The sequence below is a fragment of the Cellulomonas fimi genome (assembly GCF_028583725.1).
GTDB lineage: Bacteria > Actinomycetota > Actinomycetes > Actinomycetales > Cellulomonadaceae > Cellulomonas > Cellulomonas fimi_B.
This window is the reverse complement of the sequence record NZ_CP110680.1, coordinates 2,475,730-2,497,375: the sequence shown is the minus strand read 5'-3', so window position 1 is coordinate 2,497,375 and position 21,646 is coordinate 2,475,730. Positions and strand designations below refer to the sequence as shown.

Here is a 21,646-nt window from a genome sequence, read left to right as displayed (position 1 = left end):
GGGCCGATGCATGCCCGGCCGCCGCACCGTGCTATCTTTTCTGCCGCACCTGAGGGAGCCCACGGGCCCCCGGACGGTCCACCTGTCCGGGTGGCGGAATGGCAGACGCGCTAGCTTGAGGTGCTAGTGCCCGAAAGGGCGTGGGGGTTCAAGTCCCCCTCCGGACACTCGTTGAGACAGCGAACACGAAGGGCCTCGATCCACGGATCGGGGCCCTTCGTGTGTGTGCGAGCAGCACGGGCCGCTCGCGCTCCGCCCGGCGCCGACGAGCGTCTCGACGAGCGCCGCCGTCTGGCCGTCACCGTCCCGCAGCAGCGCGGGCGACCGTCGCGGGGGTGACCGGCGCGACAGAGGCGACGGCCCAGGCCGGCAGGTCGAGGTCGATCTCGAGGACGCCCGACTCCGGCACCGTGACCGTCCACCGGCGCAGGTCGTCCGCGACGGTCTTGAGCTCGGCGGTCTGGGCGCGCGTGAGGTTGAGCGGCTCGCGCGCGTCGCGGCGTCGGAGTGGCGCGGTCCGTTCGCAGCGAGCTGTGCGCCGAAGAGCGCAGTGCCCCTGCGGAGAACCAGGCCGGTGTCGCCCCCAATACTATGGGTGTAGTGTGCGGTGACCGCCGACTATTGGGGATGGACGATGGGTCGCAAACGAGTGGGCGTGGATCGGCGCACCGAGGCGTGGCTGGACGTGCTCGGCGACCTGGTCCGCGAGGCCCGGATCGAGCGTTCCTGGCGCCAGGTAGACCTCGCGTCGCGCATCGGAACGTCGGTCAACACGGTCGCCGCCATCGAGAAGGGCTCACCCGCTGTCTCGGTCGGCATCGTGCTCCACGCAGCCTCGATCCTCGACATCCCGATGTTCGGCATCAACGACACCGAGGAGGCCCGCCGCACCGCCGCGCACGCCGCGGCGATCCGCTCACTGCTGCCGCGTCGCGTCGACCCCGTACGCCCCGTCGCCCCGGAGAATGACCGTGAGCTCGACTTCTGACCTCGCCTACGTCTGGGCGTGGCTGCCAGGGCAGACCGAGCCCGTCGCGGTCGGCTTGCTACGGCGCGGCCCCGACGGGCGCCTGTCGTTCGCCTACGGCCGCCGCTACCTCGCCTCGCCGGGCGCCGTCGCCCTGTACGGGCTGCCGTTCACCGACGGATACACCGCGCCGCCCGACGGGTGGGTCGTCGCGCCGAGCATCCGTGACGCGGCGCCAGACGCGTGGGGACGTCGCGTGCTCATGGACCGGCTCATGCACCGTCGCGGCCGCAACGTCGACACCGACGACCTCGACGAGATGACCTACCTGCTGGAGTCCGCCTCGAACCGTGTGGGCGCGCTGGACTTCCAGCGATCCGCCGAGCAGTACGTGCCGCGTGGCGACTCGCACGCCGACCTCGCGAAGGTCTACGACGCCGCGACCGCGCTCGAAGCGGGCCGGGATCTGAGCCCGGACCTGCGTGCCGCGCTCGACTCCGGCACCGGCATCGGCGGCGCGCGCCCGAAGGCGTACCTGCGCTACGAGGGTCGCGAGTCGATCGTCAAGCTCGCCGTCTCCGACGACCCGTTCCCCGTCGTCAAGGCGGAGGGTGCCGCTGTCGAGCTCGCCCGACGCGCAGGCATCGACGTGCCCGCCGCCCGCGTCATCCGCGTCTCTGGGCGCTACGCGCTGGCCGCCGATCGGTTCGACCGCACCGGCACCGGCGCGCGCCGGATGGTCGTCACCGCGCTGACCTTCACGGGGCTGCGCGAGGCCGAGGCGCGCTACGTCACGTACGGCGACATCCGCGAGGCTCTGGCTCGCGGCGGCACCGGCGACGCCATCGGCCCCATGCTGTTCGAACGCATCGCGTTCAACATGCTGATCTCGAACACCGACGACCACGCGCGCAACCACGCCGCGTTCTGGGACGGCGAGCACCTGAGCCTGACGCCCGCCTATGACCTGAGCCCCTCGTCGCGTTCCGGCGAGACGGCGCACGTCGCGCTCGCGTACTCCGCCGCCGGGGATCGCGAGGCGAACGTCGCGCGCCTGGTGTCTGTGGCGCACCAGTACCACCTCGACCGGCCGCGAGCCGAGGACATCGTCGGCCACCTCGTGACGACCATCGAGGAGGACTGGCACGACGCCGCCGACCTTGCCGAGCTGACCGCCGCAGAGCGCGACTTCCTGTGGCGGCGGCAGTTCCTCAACCCGGGCGCACTGTACGGCTTCAAGGGCCCCTGAGGTTCGGGCGTCGAAGCGGGCGACCGGACCCCACCGGTCGGGGAGAACTGGCTCGCACGACGGGATGACGGGATGGCTCGCGAGGTCAGGGTGCTCCGGCCGCCGCCGAGGCGATGACCGGGGTGACGGAGGCGACGGCCCAGGCCGGCAGGTCGAGGTCGAGCTCGAGGACGCCCGACTCCGGGACGGTGATCGTCCACCGGTGCAGGTCGTCCGCGACGGCCTTGAGCTCGGCGGTCTGGGCGCGCGTGAGGTTGAGCGGCTCGCCCATCTGGTGCCACGCCTCGGCGGCGTTGCCGTGCTCCCAGTCGATCACCTCGACCTGGAAGACGGTCCCCGGCGCGATGCCCGTGACGGTGTGCCGGACCCGTCGGGACGTCCCGATCTCCCGGTACGCGCGCGTCGCGGCGTAGGAGTCGTGCTGCTCGACGCCGCGGGTGCCCATCGCGGCGGGGTAGTTGAGGAACACGGCAGACACGCGGCCGTCGGCGGAGGAGCGCGTGATGACGCCCTGCTCGTCCTGGTGCACGACGCGGTCGCCGAGGCGGTTCAGCATCGCGACGGCGTGGAACGTGGGCTTGTGGATGCCCTGCTCGGTGACGAACCCGAAGCCGCCGTGGAAGGGGCCGAGGCCGGCGCCGCCCTCCTCGAAGATGTCGGTGAACGTCCAGTAGGAGATCGAGTCCGCGAGCGCGGCCCCCTTGAGGAACGCGCGCGTGATGTACGTGGCGGCGAAGAGGGTGTCGTGCGTGCGGTCCCGGCTCGACGGCGAGCTGGACCACTCGGTGATGTGCAGCTCGGCGTCGGGGTACGGGCTCGCGGCGATGAGCTCCCGCATGAGGCGCAGGTCCTGCTCGGTGGCGTCCACGTGGCGGTGGATGGCCGTGAAGCCGCTGCCGGTCCCGTCGGCGGCGTAGTCCGTCGGGTAGAGGTGGGTCGAGAGGAAGTCGAGCGGGAGGTCCCGCTCCGCGCACCAGTCGACGAGCTCGCGGACCCAGACCGGTTGCCAGTCGAGCGCGTCGGGGTCCGGTGCCTGGCCGGTGGCGAACTCGGCCGCGCGGTCGTAGGTCTCGCCGGCGTAGCGGGTGTCGGGCACGAACACGGACGTCGACGGGCCTCCGACCCGGAGCTGCGGGTCGATCGCCTTCAGGGCGCGCGCGGTGGCCTCGTACAGCTCGAAGTACTCGGTGCGGGTGCCGGTCCAGAAGTGGGGGACGAGGTTGGGCTCGTTCCACACCTCGAACCGCCACTCGCGGACCTCGTCGAGGCCGTACCGCTCGATCCAGTGCCGCACGGTCTCGCTCACGAGGCGGACCCACTCCGCCATGTCGGTGGGCGGGCTGCAGTGCGCCTTCCACCAGAACAGCGTCTCGGTCTGCGTGGCGAGCTCCCGGGGCATGAACCCGAGCTCGACGAACGGGCGCGCGCCCGCGTCGAGGATCGCGTCGAACACCATGTCGACGTAGCTAAAGGTGATCTGCGGCTCGGGCAGCACCTCCGGCGGGGCGAAGCCGCCGCCGTAGGTGGCGCGGTACACGAACATGTCGTCGTGGAACAGCCCGTGGAACCGCACGGAGCGGACCCCCAGCACGTCCACGGCCTCGCGGAAGTGGGCCTGCCAGTCGGCGCGCAGCGCCTCGTTGGCCCGGCCCGCGCCCACGCACCGGTTCCACACGTGGTGCAGCGGCGCGTCCGACGCGGGCACGCCGTCCACTCGTAGCGCGTCGAGCGCACGCGCGTCGTGCGGCATGGAGATCTCCTCTGGTCGACGTGGTGCACGCATCCGCTCAGCGAGAGCGTCCAGGGTGTCCCGTGCGGGCCCGAACCCCACCCAGTCGAGGTGGCCGTGCGGCACGCCCGCCCGCGTCACCTCGACGACGTCGACGCCCGCTGCGCGCAGGCGTGTGCTGAAGAGCTCGCCGCTCGCCCGGAACGCGTCGAGCTCCCCGTTCTCCACATAGGTGGGCGGGAAGCCCTCGAGACGGGCCGCGAGTCCGGGGAAGACGTCGTCGTCGGACGGCTCGGGCTCGCGGCCGAGCGCCGTGCGGTTCGTGGCCTCGACCATCCACGCCGGGAACTGGAGCGCGCGCGGTGCGGCCTGGACCGCCGCGGCGAGCTCGGGCCCGAGGGCCGGTACCCGGGGGTGCAGCATCGGGTACACCAGCAGCGTCTGCCAGGGCGCACGGCCCTCCGCGACGGTGCGCAGGGTCGCGGCCGCCGCGAGGAAGGCCCCCGCGCTCGCCCCGCCGACGGCGATCCGGGCCGCGTCGACGCCGAAGCGTGCCGGGTCCGCGCGCACGGCATCGAGCACGGCGAGGCAGTCGTCCTGCGGGACGGGGAACCGGACCGGCGCACCGCGCTCGTCGACGCGGTCGCCGACGCTGCCACCGAGCTCGGGCATCACCGGGCACAGGCGGTAGTCGACCGACACGACGACGGCGTCCGCGCGGCCGGCGATCCCGCGGGCGACCTCGTGCGCCTCCGCCATGTCGAGGTCGCCCCACGAGAACGCGCCGCCGTGCATCCAGACGAGGCACGGTCGGACGCCCTCGGGCGGCGTGCCCATCGGCGTGTAGACGCGCACGGGCACCGGGCCGTGCGGGCCGGGAAGCACCTGGTCGACCACGGTCAGGTCCCAGTCCTCGGGCGGCCCGAACGGTGCCTTCCAGCGCGCGACGACCGCCTCGGGGACCTGCGGCAGCTCCGCGTAGCCCTCGATGAGGTGCCGACGCGCCTCGAGCTCCGGCACCAGTCGTCCCGTCATGACGTCGTCCCCTCGATGTCGTCGCCGACCCGGAACCAGTCGACGTCCACGTGCCCGCCGGTCTCGGCCGTGGCGTAGCAGAAGATCGCGAACCGGTACCCGGTGAAGTGGTCGAGGCTGTACTCCATCGCCAGGTCGTCACCGATCGGCGTCCACGCGGCACCGTCGAGCGAGTACGCGAACGAGGCGCGGTCGACGGCGTCGCAGAAGTCCACGTCCACCCGGAGCAGGACCGTCGTGGCCGTCAACGGCACAGGAGCGCTGGTGAAGGTGACGTCACCCCGCCGATCGGCACGGCGCATCACGAGCCGGCGGGCGCCGCCGGCCACCTCGACCGCCACGTACCCGTACTTCTGCTGGTACGCGGACAGGCCGGCGACGTCGCCGTCCTTCATCGCGGCGACGTCCAGCGAGATCGCCGCGGCGCTCGCAGGCCCGCACGTGCGCTGGGTGAGCGTGTTGCGGGCGTCGAGGATGCCCGTCGCGATGCTGCCCGTGGTCAGCCGCAGGCGGCCGGGGCGGTCGGTGAGCGACCAGAAGCGGTTGTCGGGGTTGTGGTTCCACTGCCACGTCAGCCCGAGGTTCGACCCGTTCCAGGCGTTCTCGTCCGACGTCGTCAGGCCGCCGGCATCGGCGGTGTTCCAGTAGCCGGCGGCCGTGGGCAGGTTGTCGAAGTCGTCCGAGACGAGGAGGTCCGTCGCTCCCGCCGACGACGCTCCTCCTTCGCCTCGTAGGCCGCCTGCGCGCGCGCCCGCGGAGACCGTGGCGTCGAGAGCGTAGACCGGCCACCCGTCCTCGTCCCAGGTCACGCGCGCCAGCTGCGGTGAGCGACCGAGCGGCCCCTCGTCCTGGAAGAGCATCGCGTACCACTGCCCGTCGGCCGCCTGGACGACGCCGCCCTGGGCGACGCCGCCCCCCGGGCGCCCCGCGACCGGGACCGCCTGGCGGAGCACGACCCTGCCCTCCCAGGTCCCGCCCTCGGACTGCGGCGTCAGCGACGTCGACCGCCACACGACCTCCTGGCGGATCCCGCCGGTCGGCCACTGGATCATGAAGACGTAGTAGTGGTCGCCGATCCGGTAGGCGTGCGCGCCCTCGGCGGCCAGCCCGCCCGTCTGGTCGACGCTCGCGTGGTCGACGAGCCGCGTCGCCGGGCCGTCCCAGACGAAGGCCTGGGCGTCGTCCCGGGCGAGGCGGCGCAGGTCGATCACCCCGGCCCCGTAGACGAGGTAGGCGTCGCCGTCGTCGAACAGGAGCGACTGGTCGTGGGCGTAGCCGTCGAGGACCGACCTCGTCCACGGCCCGTCCTCGATGCTCGGCGTCGCGTAGACGTACGTCTGCTGCGTGGTCAGGCTGCCGACCGAGACGTAGTACGTGCCCTCGTGGTAGCGGATGCTCGCGGCCCAGGTGCCCTGCCCGTAGGCGTTCTCCCCGTGTCGGAGGGCGAGCGCGTCGGTGTCGTCGAGGATCGGGCCGGTGTAGCCGGCGACCGTCCAGTGCACCAGGTCGCTCGAGCGCATGATCGGCACGCTCGGCGCGAAGTACATGGTCGTGCTGACCATGTAGTAGTGCCGGCCGTCGTGGACGACGTCCGGGTCGGGGACGTCCGCGAAGATGACCGGGCGTGCGACGGCGAGCGCCCGGTCGCCCGGTCCCATCAACGGAGCCCGAGGCTGACGGTGACGTAGGAGTGGGCGGGGAGGTCGACCTCGAGCCCGCGCGCGTGGGGCCGCACGCCCTCGTGCGCGGCCGGCGCGACGGCGTCGAGCTGCTCCGGGGTGTTGTGCGCGTCCAGGGCGGGCGCGGTCAGCACCCGTGCCTCGTGCCCGACGACGTCGCGGCCGCGCAGGTCGAGCACGACCGTGCGGTCGGTGCCGGCGTCGAGGTTCGACAACGAGACGAGCGCGGCGTCGCCCTTGACCGACGCGGACGCCGAGACCAGCGGCAGCTCGGTCCCGTCGACGGTCCGGGTCTCCACGTCGCGCAGGTGCACGGCGAGCGCGGCCGCGTCGTGGTGCGCGGCGTTCATCGCGAACACGTGGTACGTCGGGGTGAGCACCAGCGCGCCCGTGTCCGGATCCGTCAGGACCATCGCCTGCAGCACGTTGACGGTCTGCGCGATGTTCGCCATCACGACCCGCTCGGCGTGCCGGTGGAACGCGTCGAGGTGCACGGAGGCGACCAGCGCGTCGCGCAGGGTGTTCTGCTGGTACAGGAACCCCGGGTTGGTGCCCTTCTCCACGTTCCACCAGGTGCCCCACTCGTCGACGACCAGGCCCACCTTGCGGTGCGGGTCGTACCGGTCCATCACGGTCGAGTGGCGGGTGAGCAGCTCCTCCATGCGGCGGGCCCGGGCCATCGTCGTGTACCACTCGTCCGTGCTGAAGCCGGTGGCGTCGCCCTTGTCGCCCCACGTGCCCGACATCGTGTAGTAGTGCAGCGACACGGCCTGGAAGGGCCGGGCCGGCTCGGCCGGGTCGGCGGCCAGGTCGTCGAACGACCGCATGAGCGTCTCGGTCCAGTGCAGGTCCGACTCGTTCGCGCCCGCCGCGATCCGGTACAGCGCGTTGCCGCCGTGGTCGCGCGAGTACGTGGCGTACTGCCGGGCCAGCGACGCGAACTGCTCCGCGCGCAGGTTCCCGCCGCACCCCCACGCCTCGTTCCCCAACCCCCAGAACGGCACTCGCCACGGCTCGTCGCGCCCGTTCGCCCGGCGCAGCGCCGCCATCGGCGAGTCGTCGGCCCGCGTCAGGTACTCGACCCAGTCCGACATCTCCGCGACGCTGCCGGACCCGACGTTCCCCGACACGTACGGGTCCGCCCCGAGCAGCTCGCACAGGTCCATGAACTCGTGGGTGCCGAACGCGTTGTCCTCCACGACGTCGCCCCAGTGCGAGTTGACCATCCGGGGCCGCTGGTCGCGCGGGCCGATCCCGTCGCGCCAGTGGTAGTCGTCGGCGAAGCAGCCGCCCGGCCAGCGCAGGTTCGGGATCTGCAGGGCGCGCAGCGCCGCCACGACGTCGGACCGGATCCCGCGCACGTTCGGGACGGGGGAGTCCTCTCCCACCCAGAACCCGCCGTAGATGCACCGGCCGAGGTGCTCCGCGAAGTGCCCGTACACGTGCCGGCTGATCGTCGCACCGGGCAGGTCGAGGTCGATGATCGCTGTCGTGCGGGCAGGCGCAGGCGCAGGGGTGCTCACGGGATGGGTCTCCTTCGACCGGGTGGCGACGTAAGTGGCGCGGACAGGTGCTCGCGTGGGTGTGGCTAGGCGCCGCCGCGGGTGGATCCGCGGACCACGAGGCGGACGGGGGCGACGACGTGCTCGGCGGGACCGGTCCAGCCCGACATCTGGCGGTGCAGCAGCCCGATCGCGGCCTCGGCCACGCCCTCGTGGTTCGCGTCGACCGACGTGATGCCCGGCGGGACGAAGCGGGACATGTCGAGGTTGTCGAACCCGGCGAGCTGGACGTCGTCGGGGACCCGCAGCCCGCTGTCCACCAGGGCGGACAGCGCCCCGAGGGCGACGATGTCGGTGACGGCGAAGACCCCGTCGAAGGGGAGGCCGGTGGCGACGAACTCGAGCATCGCGTCGCGCGCCCCGGTGGACGTGTAGTCGCTGACGGGCACGACGTAGGCCGGGTCGGCCGCGAGGCCGGCCTCGTCGTACGCGTGCTCCCACCCGGCGCGGCGGTCCGTGGTCATCATGTGCGCGCCGTCGAACGAGCACCCGAGCGCGACGATGCGGCGGGATCCGCGCTCGATCATGTGCGCCGTGGCGAGGCGGGCGCCCGACTCGTTCGCGAGGCGCACGTGGTTGAGGTGGTCGGGGACGTCGCGCTCGCCCAGCAGCACGATCGGCTTGGACGTGCGCACGCGCGCCAGCTGCTCCAGGTCCAGACCCGCGACGGACAGCACGACGCCGTCGTAGATCTGGAGCCGTGCGACGCTCAGCGCCTCCATCTCCTGCTCGGCGTTGGCGCTCGTCCGTTCGAGGACGAGGTGACGCCCCTCCGCCTCGACCAGCGGGGCCAGGTGGTCGGCGAGCTCGCCGAAGTAGTCGTGGAAGCTCGGGACGACGAACGCGACGGTGTCGGTCCGTCCGGCCCGCAGGTGCCGCGCCGTCAGGTTGACCTCGTACCCGAGGGCCTCGACGGCCGCCATGACGCGGGCGCGCGTGGGCTCGCCGACGGGGAGACGCTCGTTGAGGACGTTGGACACGGTCATGACCGAGACGCCGGCCGCGCGCGCCACGTCCGCCATCCGCACCATGCGCATCCTCCTTGCCGCGGCATCTTGCCAGTCAAGCGTGCGCTCGCCGGGGCCGAAGGGCCCGGCCACGCTGCCGAGGGCGCTCAATATATCGATAAAACCGCGGACGGCAAGGCCCCCTCCGCATGGCCTCGACCGAGCGTCCGGCAGGGCGCCGCGTGGGGACGGGCCGTGATCATTCCGAGACGTGCAAGGGCTTGACGGCTCGTGAGCACGTCTCTACTTTAACGCTAAAATCCCGCCGGGATGAGGACGCCGAGCCCCCGCTCGCGTCCGATCTGCACGGGTTCCCGTCAAGGACGACCGGAACTGTTCTCAAGGGAGAGACCTCGGTGCGTACCGCAAGAACGAAGTTGTCAGCTCTCGTCCTCGTGGCAGCTGTGTCAGTGGGACTGGTCGGGTGTACCTCGGGCGACGCCGCCGAGAAGGACCCGAAGGACGTCGTCATCCCCGAGGGCGACCTCGCGGACAAGTCGGGGACCCTGACCCCCAGCAACCCGACCACGCTCACGACCTGGATCACCACGGCCTCGCAGGCCCCGGCCCCCGACAACAAGATCACCAAGCTGCTCGAGGAGAACCTCGGCGTCACCCTGAAGTACGAGATCGTCACGCCGGACGCCGTCGACCAGAAGATCGGCGTCATGCTCGCGGGCGGTGAGTACCCCGACCTGATCGGGACCACCGACCTGAAGATGCGTCTCCTGGAGGGCGGCGCCCTCCTGCGCCTGGACGACATGCTGGAGAGCGGGGACTATCCCAACCTCGCCACGCACGTCGAGGACGACATCAAGAAGATGAGCTACTCGGGCGAGGAGGTGGACCCGGGCCTGTACATCTTCCCGAACTACAACCGCTTCTACGGCGAGGTCACGGGCGGCACCTACTACGGTCCCGCGTTCTGGATCCAGAAGCGTGTGCTCGAGGACGCCGGCTGGCCGGACCTCAGCAACATGACGCTCGAGCGCTACTTCGAGCTCATCGCGAACTTCAAGGCGAAGAACCCCCAGACCGACGGCGCCCCGACCGTCGGCTTCGAGGTCCTGGCGTCGACCGGCCGTGAGTGGGGCATGACCAACCCGCCGGCGCTGCTGGCCGGCTCCCCGAACAACGGCGGCGTCATCGTCGACGACGACGACCACGCGGAGATCTACGCCGACAAGGACATCGCCAAGGACTTCTACAAGGTCCTCAACGAGCAGTACAAGGCCGGCATCGTCGACCGCGAGTCGTTCACCCTGACGTTCGACCAGTACACCGCGAAGCTGGCCACCGGCGCCGTCCTCGGCATGCACGACCAGGGCTGGAACTTCCAGACCGCCACCGACTCGCTGCGGAGCGCCGGCAAGGACGAGTACACCTACGTGCCGCTCATGCCCGTCTACGACGGCGCGGAGCCGTGGTACGCCGACCGTCCCGTGATGAACACCAACCAGGGCTTCGGCATCTCCGTCTCGAGCAAGCAGCCGGAGAAGGCGATGAAGTTCCTCGACCTGATGCTCAGCGAGCCCTGGCAGAAGGTGCTCTCGTGGGGCGTCGAGGGCGAGGACTACCAGGTCGGCGAGGACGGGATGTTCACCCGCACCGAGGAGCAGCGGGCCAACGCCCGTGACCTGACCTGGCGTGCCTCCAACCGCCTCGAGGCGCTGCTCGACGTGCTGCCCAAGCACAACGGCCAGTTCTCCGACGGCAACGCGTACAGCCCCGACGACCAGCCCGCGGAGTTCTTCGCGACGCTGACCGAGTACGACCGAGGCGTCATGGAGCAGTACGGCAAGAAGACCTGGCTCGAGTTCATGAACCCGCAGCCGGAGAACCCCAAGTACTACCCGGCGTGGAACATCACGCTCTCCGACGAGGCCAACGAGGTCAACCAGCAGCTGACCGACGCCAACGTGCAGAACCTGCCGAAGATCATCGCCGGTGACCCGGCCGACTTCGAGGCGAGCTGGAAGGCCTACGTCGACGCCATCGGAAAGATCGACGTCGAGGTGTACGAGGACGCCATCAACGCCGGCATCCAGGACCGCCTGGAGAACTGGTAACAGTGCGCGAGGACGCGTGGTGGGGCGTGCGGCCTCACCACGCGTCCTCGACGACGCCCCACTGCTCGGCGACGACGAGGTTGGACAGATGACGGACACCACGGTCACCACGCTTGTGGCCGCCACCGGGCTCGAACCGGCCCAGGAGCCCGCGAGCGGCTCGCGTGCTCCGCGCCGCAAGGCCCGGGCACGAGCACCGAAGGAGCCCCGGCGCAAGATCACCTGGGACAGGATCTGGGCCCAGCGGGTCCTGCTCGCGATGGCCGTCCCGCTGCTGATGTACCAGATCCTGTTCAAGTACGTCCCGGTCTACGGCTGGGCGATCGCCTTCCAGGACTACAAGCCGGGTCGCGGCAGCATCTGGAACCAGGAGTGGGTCGGCTTCGAGAACTTCGTCGACCTCTTCACCGGCGTCAACGGTGAACGGTTCCGCCGGGTCGTGATCAACACGGTGGGTCAGTCGGTCCTGACGCTCGTCGTCGGGACCCTGGGGGCCATCGTCCTGGCGCTGCTGCTGAACGAGGTCAAGAACGCCCCGTTCAAGCGGATCATGCAGAACATCACGTACATGCCCCACTTCCTCAGCTGGGTGATCGTCGCGAGCCTGGCGTCGGTGGCGCTCTCGCTGCCCTCCTCGGGCGGGTTCATCAACCAGGCGCTCATGGCTGTGGGACTGGTCCAGGAACCGGTCCTGTTCCTGACCGAGCCGAACCACTTCTGGGGGATCGTCGCCGGGACGAGCCTGTGGAAGGAGCTCGGCTGGAACACGATCCTCTACCTGGCGGCGATCACCGCGATCGACCCGAGCCTGTACGAGGCCGCCGAGGTCGACGGGGCAGGCCGCTACCGCAAGATGTGGAACATCACGCTGCCGGGGATCCGGCCCACGATCGTCGTGCTGCTGATCATCAACGCCGGCTGGATCCTGTCCACGAACTTCGAGCTGCCGTACTTCCTCGGCAACGGCCTGATCTCCGAGCGGGCCGAGACCATCGACGTCTTCGTGCTCCGCTACGGCTACCAGCTGGGCAACTACGACCTCGCCGTCGTCGCGGGCATCTTCAAGACCCTCGTCGCCATCATCCTGGTGGGCTCGGCGAACTGGGCGGCGAAACGCCTCAACCAAGAGACGCTGGTCTAGGAGAACTTCATGACAAGCACCCTTGCCCCGAAGGCCCTGGCGCGGCGAGCACCCCGGACCAGGTCACCGCGTCGACGGTGGACGGCCGAGCGGGTCATCTTCACGACGCTCAACACGACCTTCCTCGTGGCGCTCGCCGCGCTGATGATCTACCCGCTGCTGAACACGCTCGCGATCTCCCTCAACGACGGCATGGACGCCGTCCGGGGCGGGATCGGCATCTGGCCCCGGGTCTTCTCGCTGCAGAACTACGAGGTCGTGCTCAACATGAACACGATCTACCAGGCGTTCTTCATGAGCGTCCTGAAGACGGTCGTCGTGGTGGTGACCAACCTCTTCTTCACCTCGATGCTCGCCTACGCGCTCAGCCGCAAGGAGTTCATCTTCCGCCGCCCGATCACCCTGGTCTTCGTGCTGACGCTGTACTTCGACGCCGGGCTGATCCCCAACTACCTGCTCATCAAGGACCTGGGCATGCTGAACAGCTTCCAGGCCTACTGGGTGCCGGTCATCATCAGCGCGTTCAACCTCATCATCCTGCGCACGTACATGAAGTCGATCCCCGACGAGATCACCGAGTCGGCCCGGGTCGACGGTGCGGGGGAGTTCCGCACGTGGTGGCAGATCATCATGCCGCTGTGCAAGCCCGCGCTGGCCGTGGTGGGCCTGTTCGTGGCGGTCGGCAGCTGGAACGCGTGGCTCGACACCCTGCTGTACAACTCGGGCGACCAGGCGCTGTCCACGCTGCAGTACGAGCTGCAGAAGCTGCTCGCGAGCTCGATGAACGCCGGCGCGAACTCCGCGAACGTCGCGGGCAACGCGGCGTCCGTGGGGAGCGGCGGGCAGCTCACGACACCGATCGCGCTGCGGTCGGCGATCACCATGGTGGCGGCGGTCCCGATCCTGCTCGTCTACCCGTTCCTGCAGAAGCACTTCGTGTCCGGTCTCATGATCGGCTCCGTGAAGGGCTGACGGCGTCGGCCTCCCGCCTGCGGCGGGAGGCCGGACCCGTCCGCACCGACCCGCACCGCGCACACCGAGAGGCCTCGACCATCTTCCGTTACAACCCCGCGTCCTGGCTGTGGCGCGCGCTCGACTCGCTCGGCTCCGTCATCCTGGTCAGCCTGTTCTGGCTCGTGAGCGTCGGCCTCGTCGTGACGGCGGGCGCGGGCACGGTCGTCGCCTACGAGGTCTGCCGCCGGTACGTCCTGGGCAAGGACGCGGGCCTCTGGGCCGTGGCCACGAAGGCCTGGCGGCAGAGCTGGCGGCAGGCGACCGTCGTGGGCCTCCTGGCCGTCCCGGTCGCGGCCGTCGGCATCGTCACGCTGTCCTACCTGCCCACGTCCGGGCTGGCCGAGGTGCTCGTGCCGCTCCTCGTGGTCGGACTCTTCCTCCTGCTCCTGATCTTCTGGTGCCTCCCGCTGGTCGCCCGCTTCACCAACCCCACCTGGCGTCAGGTGCGCAACGGGTTCACCTTGGGGCTCACGACGCCCAGCCTCACGTTCCTGCTCGCGATCGCCGCGGTCCTCGGGGGCGTCGCCCTCTGGAACATGCCGATCGCGGTGCTCGTGGTGCCCGGCCTGATCCTCGTGTGGTGGTGCCACCTGCTCGAGCGGTTCTTCGTCGCCCGGGGGTACGTGCGGCCCGAGGCGGAGGAGGCGGAGGTCTGATGCGCTGCCCGCACGACTCCTGCGAACGACGAGAGGCGCTGTCGTGACCATCCTGCACGTCGCCACCACCGGCTCCGACCGTGCCGACGGGTCCGCCGAGTCCCCCTTCCGGACCATCGGCCGGGCCGCTCAGGCCGCCATGCCGGGCGACACCGTCGCCGTGCACGAGGGCGTGTACCGGGAGTGGGTGAACCCGCCGCGCGGCGGCACGGCCGACGCGCCGATCACCTACCAGGCCGCGGTCGGCCCGGACGGGCGGTTCGAGCCCGTCACGATCTCCGGTGCCGAGGTGGTCACCGACTGGCGTCCGCACCCCGGCGCCGAGGGGCGCGTCTGGGTCGCGGAGGTGCCGAACGTCCTGTTCGGGGAGCGCAACCCGTACGCGGAGCGCATCGGCGGGGACTGGTTCTTCGACCGGGTCAACACCTGGCACACGGGCGAGGTGTACCTCGACGGGAAGTCGATGTACGAGTCGCTGACGCTCGCCGGCGTCGAGCACCCCGAGGTCACACCGGACTCGTCCGACCCGGACGGCTCGCTGCTGACCTGGTACTGCGAGGTGGGCGACGACGTCACGACGATCTGGGCGAGCTTCGGGGGCGCCGACCCGGCCGCGCACGAGGTCGAGATCAACGTGCGCACGTTCGTCTTCTGGCCTGCCCGGACCGGCATCGACCACATCACGGTGCGCGGGTTCACCCTGACCAAGGCGGCCACGCAGTGGGCCCCGCCGACCGCGCTGCAGGAAGGCCTGATCGGCCCGCACTGGTCGAAGGGCTGGGTGATCGAGGACAACACGATCACCGACTCGAAGAACGTCGGCGTGTCGCTCGGCAAGGAGGCGAGCACCGGTCAGAACGAGGCGGCTGCGGGACCGGACGGCGCCAAGGGCGGCACGCAGCGCGAGCGCGAGGTCATCCAGCGGGCACTCGTCCTCGGCGGACCGGCAGCGGGCGAGCCGCAGCCGTGGCACCGGGACCACGTCGGCTCCCACACCGTGCGCCGCAACACGATCCGGGACTGCGAGCAGGCGGGCGTCGTCGGGCACCTGGGGGCGGCGTTCTCGACCATCGCCGACAACCACATCTCGCGCATCCACGTGAAGCGCCAGTGGCACGGCGCGGAGGTGGCGGGGATCAAGCTGCACGCCGCCATCGACACGGTGATCAGCGGCAACACGATCCACCACACGCACCGCGCGCTGTGGCTCGACTGGCAGGCGCAGGGCACCCAGGTGCGGCGGAACGTCTTCTACGCCTCGACCGCCGAGGACTTCATGGTCGAGGTCTGCCACGGCCCGTACCTCGTGGACTCGAACCTGTTCCTGTCCCCGTGGGCGGTCAAGGACATGTCCACCGGCGGCGCGTACGTGCACAACTACGTCGCGGGACGCTTCGCGAGCTGCACCGAGCACCAGCGGTACACCCCGTACCACCTGCCGCACTCGACGGCGGTCTACGGCGTCTCGAACATCCTCGGCGGCGACGACCGGTTCTACAACAACGTCTTCGTCGGTGACGGTGCCACCAGCGGACCGACCGGGTCGGACGCGCAGGCGGGTCCGGCGCTCGCGAGCTTCTGGTCCGGCGCGGTCGACATGGACGGCGTGCCCGGCCGGGCGACGTTCGTGCCGACCCCCGTGGGCACGTCGCAGTACGACGCCTGCCCGACGCCACAGGAGTACCCGGCCGAGCCCGGGAGCGATCTGGCCGGGCCGCGGCTCCCGGTGTGGAGCGAGGGCAACCTCTACGCGGAGGGCGCCGAGCCCTTCCGCGCGGAGCCGACGCCCCTCGTGGTCGGCACGTCACCGGTGCGCGTCGAGGTGGTCGACGCGGAGGCGGGCACCGTCCGCGTCGCAACCGACGACCTGGGCGACGTCGACGCGGTCGCCCCGGTGACGACCGCACGGCTCGGGACGAGCTACCAGGCCGAGATGCCGTGGACCGATCCCGACGGTTCCGACCTGGACCTGACCGGCGACTTCTTCGGCAGCCCACGGGATCACGTCGTGCCCGGGCCGTTCGCCGGGTCGACACCCGTCACGCGGGTCGTCGCCGCACCGGGCCCGGCTGGTCGGCGCTAGACGGAGCGCGTGACCGCGCGTCGGCGTGGCCGTCGCCGCGCTCCCGGGTCGTGCCGCGGTGCTGGGCTGTGGGCTCAGCGCCCGGGTCGGCCGTCGGGCGCCGTCCGCGGTGCTCCCCTGGACAGGGCGGCGTGCGGCGGTAGGGTCGGCTGCATGGGACTGGGGGCGGTCCGTCGTGCAGCAGCCGCGAGCAGCGTCGCCGTCGTCGTGATGGCGACGGTGAGCTCCTGCGCCACCTCGGGGGGTGACGAGCCCGAGGGGGAGCCGACGAACAGCTCGCCCTCCGCGTCCGCCAGCCCCACCGCCGACGCGTCGCCGCAGGCGATCCAGGACGCCGTCCTGGAGGCGGGCGTCACCGGGTCGGGTCTCCCGGAGGGGGTCACCCCGCCCGACGACTCGGGGTCGCCGGGTGCCGGCTGGGCGCCCGACGAGGGGCTGCTCTACGTCGTCACGTTCGGTTCCAGCACGTGCCCGATCGTCGCCGAGCCGGAGGCGACGCTCGCGGGCGGCACCCTCACCGTCACGGTCGGCGCCACCTCGGAAGGTCCGTGCACGATGGACTTCGTCCCGACGACGTCGGTCGTGGGCGTGCCGGACGACGTCGACGAGAACGCCCCGGTCACGGTCGACCTGGGTGACCAGGTCGTCCTCGACGTCCAGCCGCGCAGCGCGGCGGGCTCGGCCGGGCCGATCACCTGGGCGCCGACCCCCGGCTGACCGGTCGCACCGGTCGCCGGGCCTCAGTCGTGGGCCGTGCGGCGGTCCCAGCGGGCGGCCAGGGCGTAGAGGCCCCCGGCGGCGCCGACGAAGCCGCCGAAGCGGACGACGGCACCCGGCCAGGACGTCCAGAGGGGTTCGCTCGACGCGACGAGCGTCACGAGCAGGGCCGCAGCCGTGAGGACGACCGCCCCGAGGGCGATCGTGCGCGGGTTCGTCATCGTCGACCGTCCTGCTCCGTCCGGCGTCGGTGCCGGCCCCGCCGACGTCGGTGTCGGCGTGCACAGCATGCGGCACGACGAGCCGCCCGGCACCCGGAGACGCGTGGTGGTCGGGACGTCGGCCGGCCGGTCGGTCGTGGCGTGCGGCCGCCTTGCCTGGACAACCGTCCAGGAAGGGCTGGCGCGGCCGACCCGCGTCGTGGAACGCTGAGCCGCCCGTGACGCGACGAGGAGGTCGGTGGATGACGGCTGGACCGGTGCTGGTGGTCGGTGCGGGACCCGGTGGGCTCGCCGCCGCCGCCGCGCTGCGGGCGCGGGGCGTGGACGCGGTCGTCGTCGAGCGGTCGTCGTCGGTCGGGTCGTCGTGGCGGGGGCACTACGACCGCCTGCACCTGCACACCACGCGCCGCTGGTCGTCGCTGCCGGGCCTGCCGATCCCGCGGGAGTACGGGCGTTGGGTCGCGCGCGACGACGTGGTCCGGTACCTCGAGCGCTATGCGACGCACCACCGGCTCGACGTGCGGACCGGCGTCGAGGTCGAGCGCGTCGAGCGGACCGGCGACGGCTGGCGGCTGCGGACCGCCGGCGGTGAGCCGGTCGACGGGCGGGCCGTGGTCGTCGCGACCGGCTACAACCACACGCCGGTGCCGCCCGCGTGGCCGGGCGTCGAGGGGTTCCCCGGCGAGGTCGTGCACGCGTCGACCTACCGCAACGCGCAGCCGTATCGCGGGCGCGACGTCCTCGTCGTCGGCGTCGGGAACACGGGCGCCGAGATCGCGGTGGACCTGGTCGAGGGCGGTGCCGGGCGGGTGCGGCTCGCGGTCCGGACACCGCCGCACATCGTCCGCCGCTCGAACCTCGGCTGGCCCGCACAGGGCACGGGGATCGTCGTGCGGCACCTGCCGGTGCCGGTCGTCGACGCGACCGCGCGGCTGATCGCGCGCGTCGAGGTGCCCGACCTCGCGTCGCACGGGCTGCCTCGCCCGACGACGGGCCTGTACTCGCGCGTGCTCGAGGGCTCCGTGCCGCTGCAGGACGTCGGGCTGATCGCCGGGGTGCAGTCGGGCGCGATCGAGCCGGTCGCCGCCGTCGAGTCGTTCGAGGGCGGGAAGGTCGTGCTCGCCGACGGCACGCGCGTCGCGCCCGACGTGGTGATCGCGGCCACCGGGTACCGGCGCGGGCTGGAACCGCTCGTCGGCCACCTCGGCGTGCTCGACGAGCGCGGCCTGCCGCGCGCGCACGGTCCGCGCCCCGCGCTCCCGGGCCTCTACTTCACCGGCTACACCAACCCCATCAGCGGCATGTTCCGGGAGCTGCGCATCGACGCGGTCCGGATCGCCCGTGCGGTGGCGCGCGCCCGGGGCTGAGCCGGTGCGGGGGCCGACGAGGAGGGCGGCATGACGACCACCGACGGTGCACCGGTGCACGTCACGTACGCGTGGCGCGGCACCTTCACGGACGACGAGGTGAACGCACTGCACGCGGAGGCGTTCGGGCACGCCCCCGCCGACGACGACTGGACGGACCAGGTCGCGCGCCTGAGCCTCGGATGGGTCACGGCGCGTGACGACCGAGGGCTCGTCGGCTTCGTCAACGTCCCGTGGGACGGGCGGACCCACGCGTTCGTGGTCGACACGTCGGTCGCACGCCGCGCGCGACGGCAGGGCGTCGGGCGGCGTCTGCTCGACGTCGTGCGCGAGCACGCGGCGGCCGCCGGGTGCGAGTGGCTCCACGTCGACTTCGAGGACGGCTTGGACACCTTCTACGTCGACGCGTGCGGGTTCACGCCGACGCGCGCCGGGCTCGTGCGGCTGCGGTGACGAGGCGCGCCCGGGAGCACGGGCTGATCGAGGGGCGGGGCGCGGTGGCCCGGCTCGCGAGCGCGGAGCCGCCGTCGAGCACGTCACGGTGTCGACCGGCGGGGCCGAGCTCGGGGAGGTCGCGTCCGCGTTCGCCGTGGCGACCTGACGGCCCGACGATGGGGCGATGGGTCGCGACGAGCACCTCGTGGACGTCGGCGGCGTGACGCTGTGCGTGGACGCCGCGGGGCCGCCCGACGCGCCCGTGCTGCTGCTCGCGCACGGCGGCGCGTGCTCGCTCGACGCGTGGCCCGACGACCTCGTCTCGTGGCTCGCCCGGGACAGGCGGGTGATCCGGTTCGACTGGCGGGACACGGGACGCTCGACGACCTGGCCCCCGGGCGAGCCCGGGTACGGGCTGCCCGACCTCGCCGGCGACCTCGTCGGCGTGCTCGACGCCGAGGGGGTGGCGTCGGCGCACCTCGTCGGGCTGTCGATGGGCGGTGCGGCCGCGCAGCTGGTCGCGCTCGACCACCCCGACCGCGTGCGCACGCTCACCCTGGTCAGCGCGACGCCCGGCGTGCCCGGTCGCGAGGCGGACGACCTGCCGTCGTCCGACCCCGACCTGTTCGCGGCGTCGCCGCCCGAGCCCGACTGGTCCGACGACGCGGCCGTCGTCGCCTACCTCGTCGAGGAGGAGCGGCCGTTCCAGCGCGGCGGCTTCGACGCGGACGTCGAGCGGGTGATCGCCGAGCGGACCGTCGCGCGCGCGACCGACATCCGGTCCCGGACCAACCACGGCGTCATGGACGGCGGGCCGTCGTGGCGCGCTCGGCTGGGGGAGATCCGTGTCCCGACGCTCGTCGTGCACGGCGCCGACGACCCGATGTTCCCGCTCGCGCACGGTCGCGCGCTCGCGGACGAGATCCCGGGCGCCGAGCTGCTCGTCGTCCCGGGCGCGGGGCACGGGGTGCCGCCGCGGCGCGCCTGGCCGGTGCTCGTCGAGGGTCTGCTGCGGCACACCGCGACGGACCCCTCGCACCGCGCGGCGGGCACCGCCTGACGCGCCGACGCGGGCCGCGTCGCCCGGGAGGGACGTGGCCCGCGTCGGCGGCGGGTCAGGGCGTGCAGCCCACGGCGCCGTCCGGCGGCGGTGTGCCGGTGCCGAGGAAGCCGTAGACCGTCGAGCGACCCGCGGGGAGGGAACCGTTCCACGCGGCGTTGCGGACGGTGACGGCGGTGCCGGACGTCGTGACCTCGCCCGACCAGAGCTGGGTGACGGTGCCGCCTGCCGGGAGGGCGAAGGTCGTCCTCCAGCCGGTGAGCGGGGTGAGCGCGCTGACCTCGACCGACGCCTGGTACCCGCCCGGCCAGCGGCCGCCGACCGTGAGGGTCGCCCGGCAGCCGGCGGGCGGCATCGTGTGCGTGACGGTGGGCGTCGGCGTGGGGGTGGGCGTCGTCGTGGGGGTGGGCGTGGGCGTCGGGCCGCCGCCCAGCCCGAGCCCGCGCAGGAACGTCGTGAGCTGCGCCGCGATCACCTCGTGGTCGCGCACGGACGGGTGCCAGTGGCAGCCGCCGTAGTCGAGGCCCTCGTTGCCGTAGTACCAGTAGCGGACCCGGTCGTCGCCGTCGGCGGTGCGCTCGTCGACGACGCGCTTCGCCAGGTCCGGGAGGTCGGTGCCCGTGTGGACGTACGTGGCGCTCACCACGAGGTACGTGTCGGGCCCGTACCGCTCCCGGAGCGTGTCGAGGTAGCCGTGGTACGCGTCGACCCAGGCCGCACGCAGCGCGGCCGTCGTCGGCCACGGCTCGTTCGCGTTCAGCGCGGTCGAGAAGTCGTTGATGCCGAGGCCGATCACGACCGCGTCGGGCTGCCACGACGCCGGGCGGTCCCAGGCGGCGTCGACGAACGGCAGGGCACGGTCCTCGTAGGTGCGGTAGCTCGTGCCGGGCTCACCGCCCGCGTAGTTGCGCACCATGCCGCGCCCCGAGAAGGCGTTGACCTGGTAGTCCGCGCCGAGCGCGCGGGCGGTGAGCGCGCCGAACGACAGGTCGGCGTTCGTCGTGCGCGTGACCTCGTCGCCCGTGCACTCGCGCGACGCGGACGTGTTGCCGTAGCCGGCGGTGTAGGAGTCGCCGACGAGCTCGAGCCGGAGGTCGCGCGCGGGTGGCGCGGACAGGATCTGCGACCCGTCGACGGGGACGAAGCCGCCGAACGTGCTCGTCGCCCACGGCACCTCGCTGCGCTTGACGACGCGGATCGTGTGCTCGCCGGCCGTCAGTCCCGTGACGCGGTACGTGGTCGCGCCGGGGGTGACGAGCGTCGCGACGGTCCGGCCGTCGACGGCGACGTCGTAGTCGCCGTACGCGTCGTCGAGCACGACCCCGACGCCCGTGCCCCGGAACCTGCCCTCGAAGTAGACGCCGGGCCACGCGTGCTGCCAGGTGCCGCCGGACGCCACGACGCGTCCCGCGGTGTGCACGGTCGCGTCGAGGCCCGGGTCGGCCGGTGCCGCGACGGCGGCTCCGGGGACGAGCGCGACGACTGTCGCGATCGCCGTGAGCGTGAGGGTGGTGCGCAGCGCTCGCACGCCGGGTCCCTTCGTCGGGGTGTGCCGGCCGGGATCGGCGGCGCCCTCTGCCTACCGACCCGAGGGGTCGGGGGACAGCCGGTGAAGCGATTCGACGACGGCGGTCGCAGGAGGTTCCCGACCTGCC

Annotated in this window: 17 protein-coding genes and 1 tRNA gene; 12 read left to right on the top strand and 6 right to left on the bottom strand. The window is 72.2% G+C overall.

What is annotated here, in order from left to right; translation table 11 throughout:
- Positions 1 to 84: 84 nt before the first annotated feature.
- The 3 genes from OOT42_RS11330 to OOT42_RS11320 all read left to right on the top strand — a co-directional run bounded on the left by OOT42_RS11330 (position 85) and on the right by OOT42_RS11320 (position 2,216).
- Positions 85 to 167 (top strand) — tRNA-Leu (locus OOT42_RS11330).
- 488 nt (positions 168 to 655) lie between these two features.
- Entirely contained in the window at positions 656 to 988 is a 333-nt protein-coding gene (locus OOT42_RS11325) for a helix-turn-helix domain-containing protein (protein WP_273651319.1), read from the top strand.
- A complete protein-coding gene (locus OOT42_RS11320) occupies positions 966 to 2,216 on the top strand; it encodes a type II toxin-antitoxin system HipA family toxin (RefSeq protein ID WP_273651318.1) in 1,251 nt (416 codons plus the stop codon). Before OOT42_RS11325 ends, OOT42_RS11320 begins: the two co-directional genes overlap by 23 nt.
- Before the next feature lie 85 nt (positions 2,217 to 2,301).
- Here OOT42_RS11320 and OOT42_RS11315 read toward each other — a convergent pair whose 3' ends face one another.
- The 4 genes from OOT42_RS11315 to OOT42_RS11300 form a co-directional block, all read right to left on the bottom strand.
- Positions 2,302 to 4,980, bottom strand: a complete 2,679-nt coding sequence (locus tag OOT42_RS11315) for a GH39 family glycosyl hydrolase (protein WP_273651317.1) — start codon at positions 4,978 to 4,980, stop codon at positions 2,302 to 2,304.
- On the bottom strand, positions 4,977 to 6,638 hold the full coding sequence (locus OOT42_RS11310) for a glycoside hydrolase family 43 protein (RefSeq protein ID WP_273651316.1): 1,662 nt from the start codon (positions 6,636 to 6,638) through the stop codon (positions 4,977 to 4,979). Before OOT42_RS11310 ends, OOT42_RS11315 begins: the two co-directional genes overlap by 4 nt.
- Positions 6,638 to 8,182 (bottom strand): alpha-N-arabinofuranosidase, encoded by a 1,545-nt coding sequence (locus OOT42_RS11305; RefSeq protein ID WP_273651315.1) that lies wholly within the window; start codon positions 8,180 to 8,182, stop codon positions 6,638 to 6,640. The genes OOT42_RS11310 and OOT42_RS11305 overlap by 1 nt, the downstream gene beginning before the upstream one ends.
- A 65-nt stretch (positions 8,183 to 8,247) precedes the next feature.
- Positions 8,248 to 9,252 carry a LacI family DNA-binding transcriptional regulator gene (locus OOT42_RS11300; RefSeq protein ID WP_273651314.1) on the bottom strand — a complete coding sequence of 335 codons (1,005 nt, stop codon included), beginning with the start codon at positions 9,250 to 9,252 and terminating at the stop codon, positions 8,248 to 8,250.
- A 380-nt stretch (positions 9,253 to 9,632) separates the two neighbouring features.
- Between OOT42_RS11300 and OOT42_RS11295 the strand changes: the two genes are divergently transcribed.
- From OOT42_RS11295 to OOT42_RS11270, 6 genes are all read left to right on the top strand, one after another.
- The gene (locus OOT42_RS11295) at positions 9,633 to 11,297 is read left to right on the top strand and encodes an extracellular solute-binding protein (RefSeq protein WP_273651313.1); all 1,665 of its coding nucleotides are present in this window, start codon (positions 9,633 to 9,635) and stop codon (positions 11,295 to 11,297) included.
- 88 nt (positions 11,298 to 11,385) lie between these two features.
- Positions 11,386 to 12,438 (top strand): ABC transporter permease, encoded by a 1,053-nt coding sequence (locus tag OOT42_RS11290; protein ID WP_273651312.1) that lies wholly within the window; start codon positions 11,386 to 11,388, stop codon positions 12,436 to 12,438.
- Between the two features lie 9 nt (positions 12,439 to 12,447).
- The gene (locus tag OOT42_RS11285) at positions 12,448 to 13,410 is read left to right on the top strand and encodes a carbohydrate ABC transporter permease (protein WP_273651311.1); all 963 of its coding nucleotides are present in this window, start codon (positions 12,448 to 12,450) and stop codon (positions 13,408 to 13,410) included.
- 164 nt (positions 13,411 to 13,574) lie between these two features.
- Positions 13,575 to 14,108: a DUF624 domain-containing protein gene (locus tag OOT42_RS11280; protein ID WP_423775886.1), complete on the top strand. Its 534-nt coding sequence runs from the start codon at positions 13,575 to 13,577 to the stop codon at positions 14,106 to 14,108.
- A gap of 43 nt (positions 14,109 to 14,151) precedes the next feature.
- Positions 14,152 to 16,191 carry a right-handed parallel beta-helix repeat-containing protein gene (locus OOT42_RS11275; RefSeq protein ID WP_273651310.1) on the top strand — a complete coding sequence of 680 codons (2,040 nt, stop codon included), beginning with the start codon at positions 14,152 to 14,154 and terminating at the stop codon, positions 16,189 to 16,191.
- Between the two features lie 153 nt (positions 16,192 to 16,344).
- Entirely contained in the window at positions 16,345 to 16,908 is a 564-nt protein-coding gene (locus OOT42_RS11270; protein WP_273651309.1) for a hypothetical protein, read from the top strand.
- A gap of 23 nt (positions 16,909 to 16,931) precedes the next feature.
- Here the strand turns inward: OOT42_RS11270 and OOT42_RS11265 are convergent, their stop codons facing one another.
- Positions 16,932 to 17,129 (bottom strand): hypothetical protein, encoded by a 198-nt coding sequence (locus OOT42_RS11265; protein ID WP_273651308.1) that lies wholly within the window; start codon positions 17,127 to 17,129, stop codon positions 16,932 to 16,934.
- A gap of 242 nt (positions 17,130 to 17,371) precedes the next feature.
- On the opposite strand from OOT42_RS11265, the gene OOT42_RS11260 reads away from it, so the two are divergent.
- The 3 genes from OOT42_RS11260 (at position 17,372) to OOT42_RS11250 (ending at position 19,991) form a co-directional block, all read left to right on the top strand.
- Positions 17,372 to 18,496, top strand: coding sequence for a flavin-containing monooxygenase (locus OOT42_RS11260; RefSeq protein WP_273651307.1), 1,125 nt, complete (start codon positions 17,372 to 17,374; stop codon positions 18,494 to 18,496).
- A 30-nt stretch (positions 18,497 to 18,526) separates the two neighbouring features.
- Positions 18,527 to 18,949: a GNAT family N-acetyltransferase gene (locus tag OOT42_RS11255; protein WP_273651306.1), complete on the top strand. Its 423-nt coding sequence runs from the start codon at positions 18,527 to 18,529 to the stop codon at positions 18,947 to 18,949.
- Positions 18,950 to 19,115: 166 nt separating this feature from the next.
- Positions 19,116 to 19,991: an alpha/beta fold hydrolase gene (locus tag OOT42_RS11250; RefSeq protein WP_273651305.1), complete on the top strand. Its 876-nt coding sequence runs from the start codon at positions 19,116 to 19,118 to the stop codon at positions 19,989 to 19,991.
- Between the two features lie 55 nt (positions 19,992 to 20,046).
- Here the strand turns inward: OOT42_RS11250 and OOT42_RS11245 are convergent, their stop codons facing one another.
- A complete protein-coding gene (locus OOT42_RS11245; protein ID WP_273651304.1) occupies positions 20,047 to 21,519 on the bottom strand; it encodes a cellulose binding domain-containing protein in 1,473 nt (490 codons plus the stop codon).
- Positions 21,520 to 21,646: the final 127 nt, after the last annotated feature.

Excerpts from the sequence above, each read along its gene's own strand:
- OOT42_RS11250 (WP_273651305.1), top strand. The coding sequence starts at position 19,116 with ATGGGTCGCGACGAGCACCTCGTGGACGTCGGCGGCGTGACGCTGTGC.
- OOT42_RS11255 (WP_273651306.1), top strand. The coding sequence starts at position 18,527 with ATGACGACCACCGACGGTGCACCGGTGCACGTCACGTACGCGTGGCGC.
- OOT42_RS11285 (WP_273651311.1), top strand. The coding sequence starts at position 12,448 with ATGACAAGCACCCTTGCCCCGAAGGCCCTGGCGCGGCGAGCACCCCGG.
- OOT42_RS11265 (WP_273651308.1), bottom strand. The coding sequence starts at position 17,129 with ATGACGAACCCGCGCACGATCGCCCTCGGGGCGGTCGTCCTCACGGCT.
- OOT42_RS11270 (WP_273651309.1), top strand. The coding sequence starts at position 16,345 with ATGGGACTGGGGGCGGTCCGTCGTGCAGCAGCCGCGAGCAGCGTCGCC.
- OOT42_RS11320 (WP_273651318.1), top strand. The coding sequence starts at position 966 with ATGACCGTGAGCTCGACTTCTGACCTCGCCTACGTCTGGGCGTGGCTG.
- OOT42_RS11290 (WP_273651312.1), top strand. The coding sequence starts at position 11,386 with ATGACGGACACCACGGTCACCACGCTTGTGGCCGCCACCGGGCTCGAA.
- OOT42_RS11315 (WP_273651317.1), bottom strand. The coding sequence starts at position 4,980 with ATGACGGGACGACTGGTGCCGGAGCTCGAGGCGCGTCGGCACCTCATC.
- OOT42_RS11260 (WP_273651307.1), top strand. The coding sequence starts at position 17,372 with ATGACGGCTGGACCGGTGCTGGTGGTCGGTGCGGGACCCGGTGGGCTC.
- OOT42_RS11300 (WP_273651314.1), bottom strand. The coding sequence starts at position 9,252 with ATGGTGCGGATGGCGGACGTGGCGCGCGCGGCCGGCGTCTCGGTCATG.
- OOT42_RS11310 (WP_273651316.1), bottom strand. The coding sequence starts at position 6,638 with ATGGGACCGGGCGACCGGGCGCTCGCCGTCGCACGCCCGGTCATCTTC.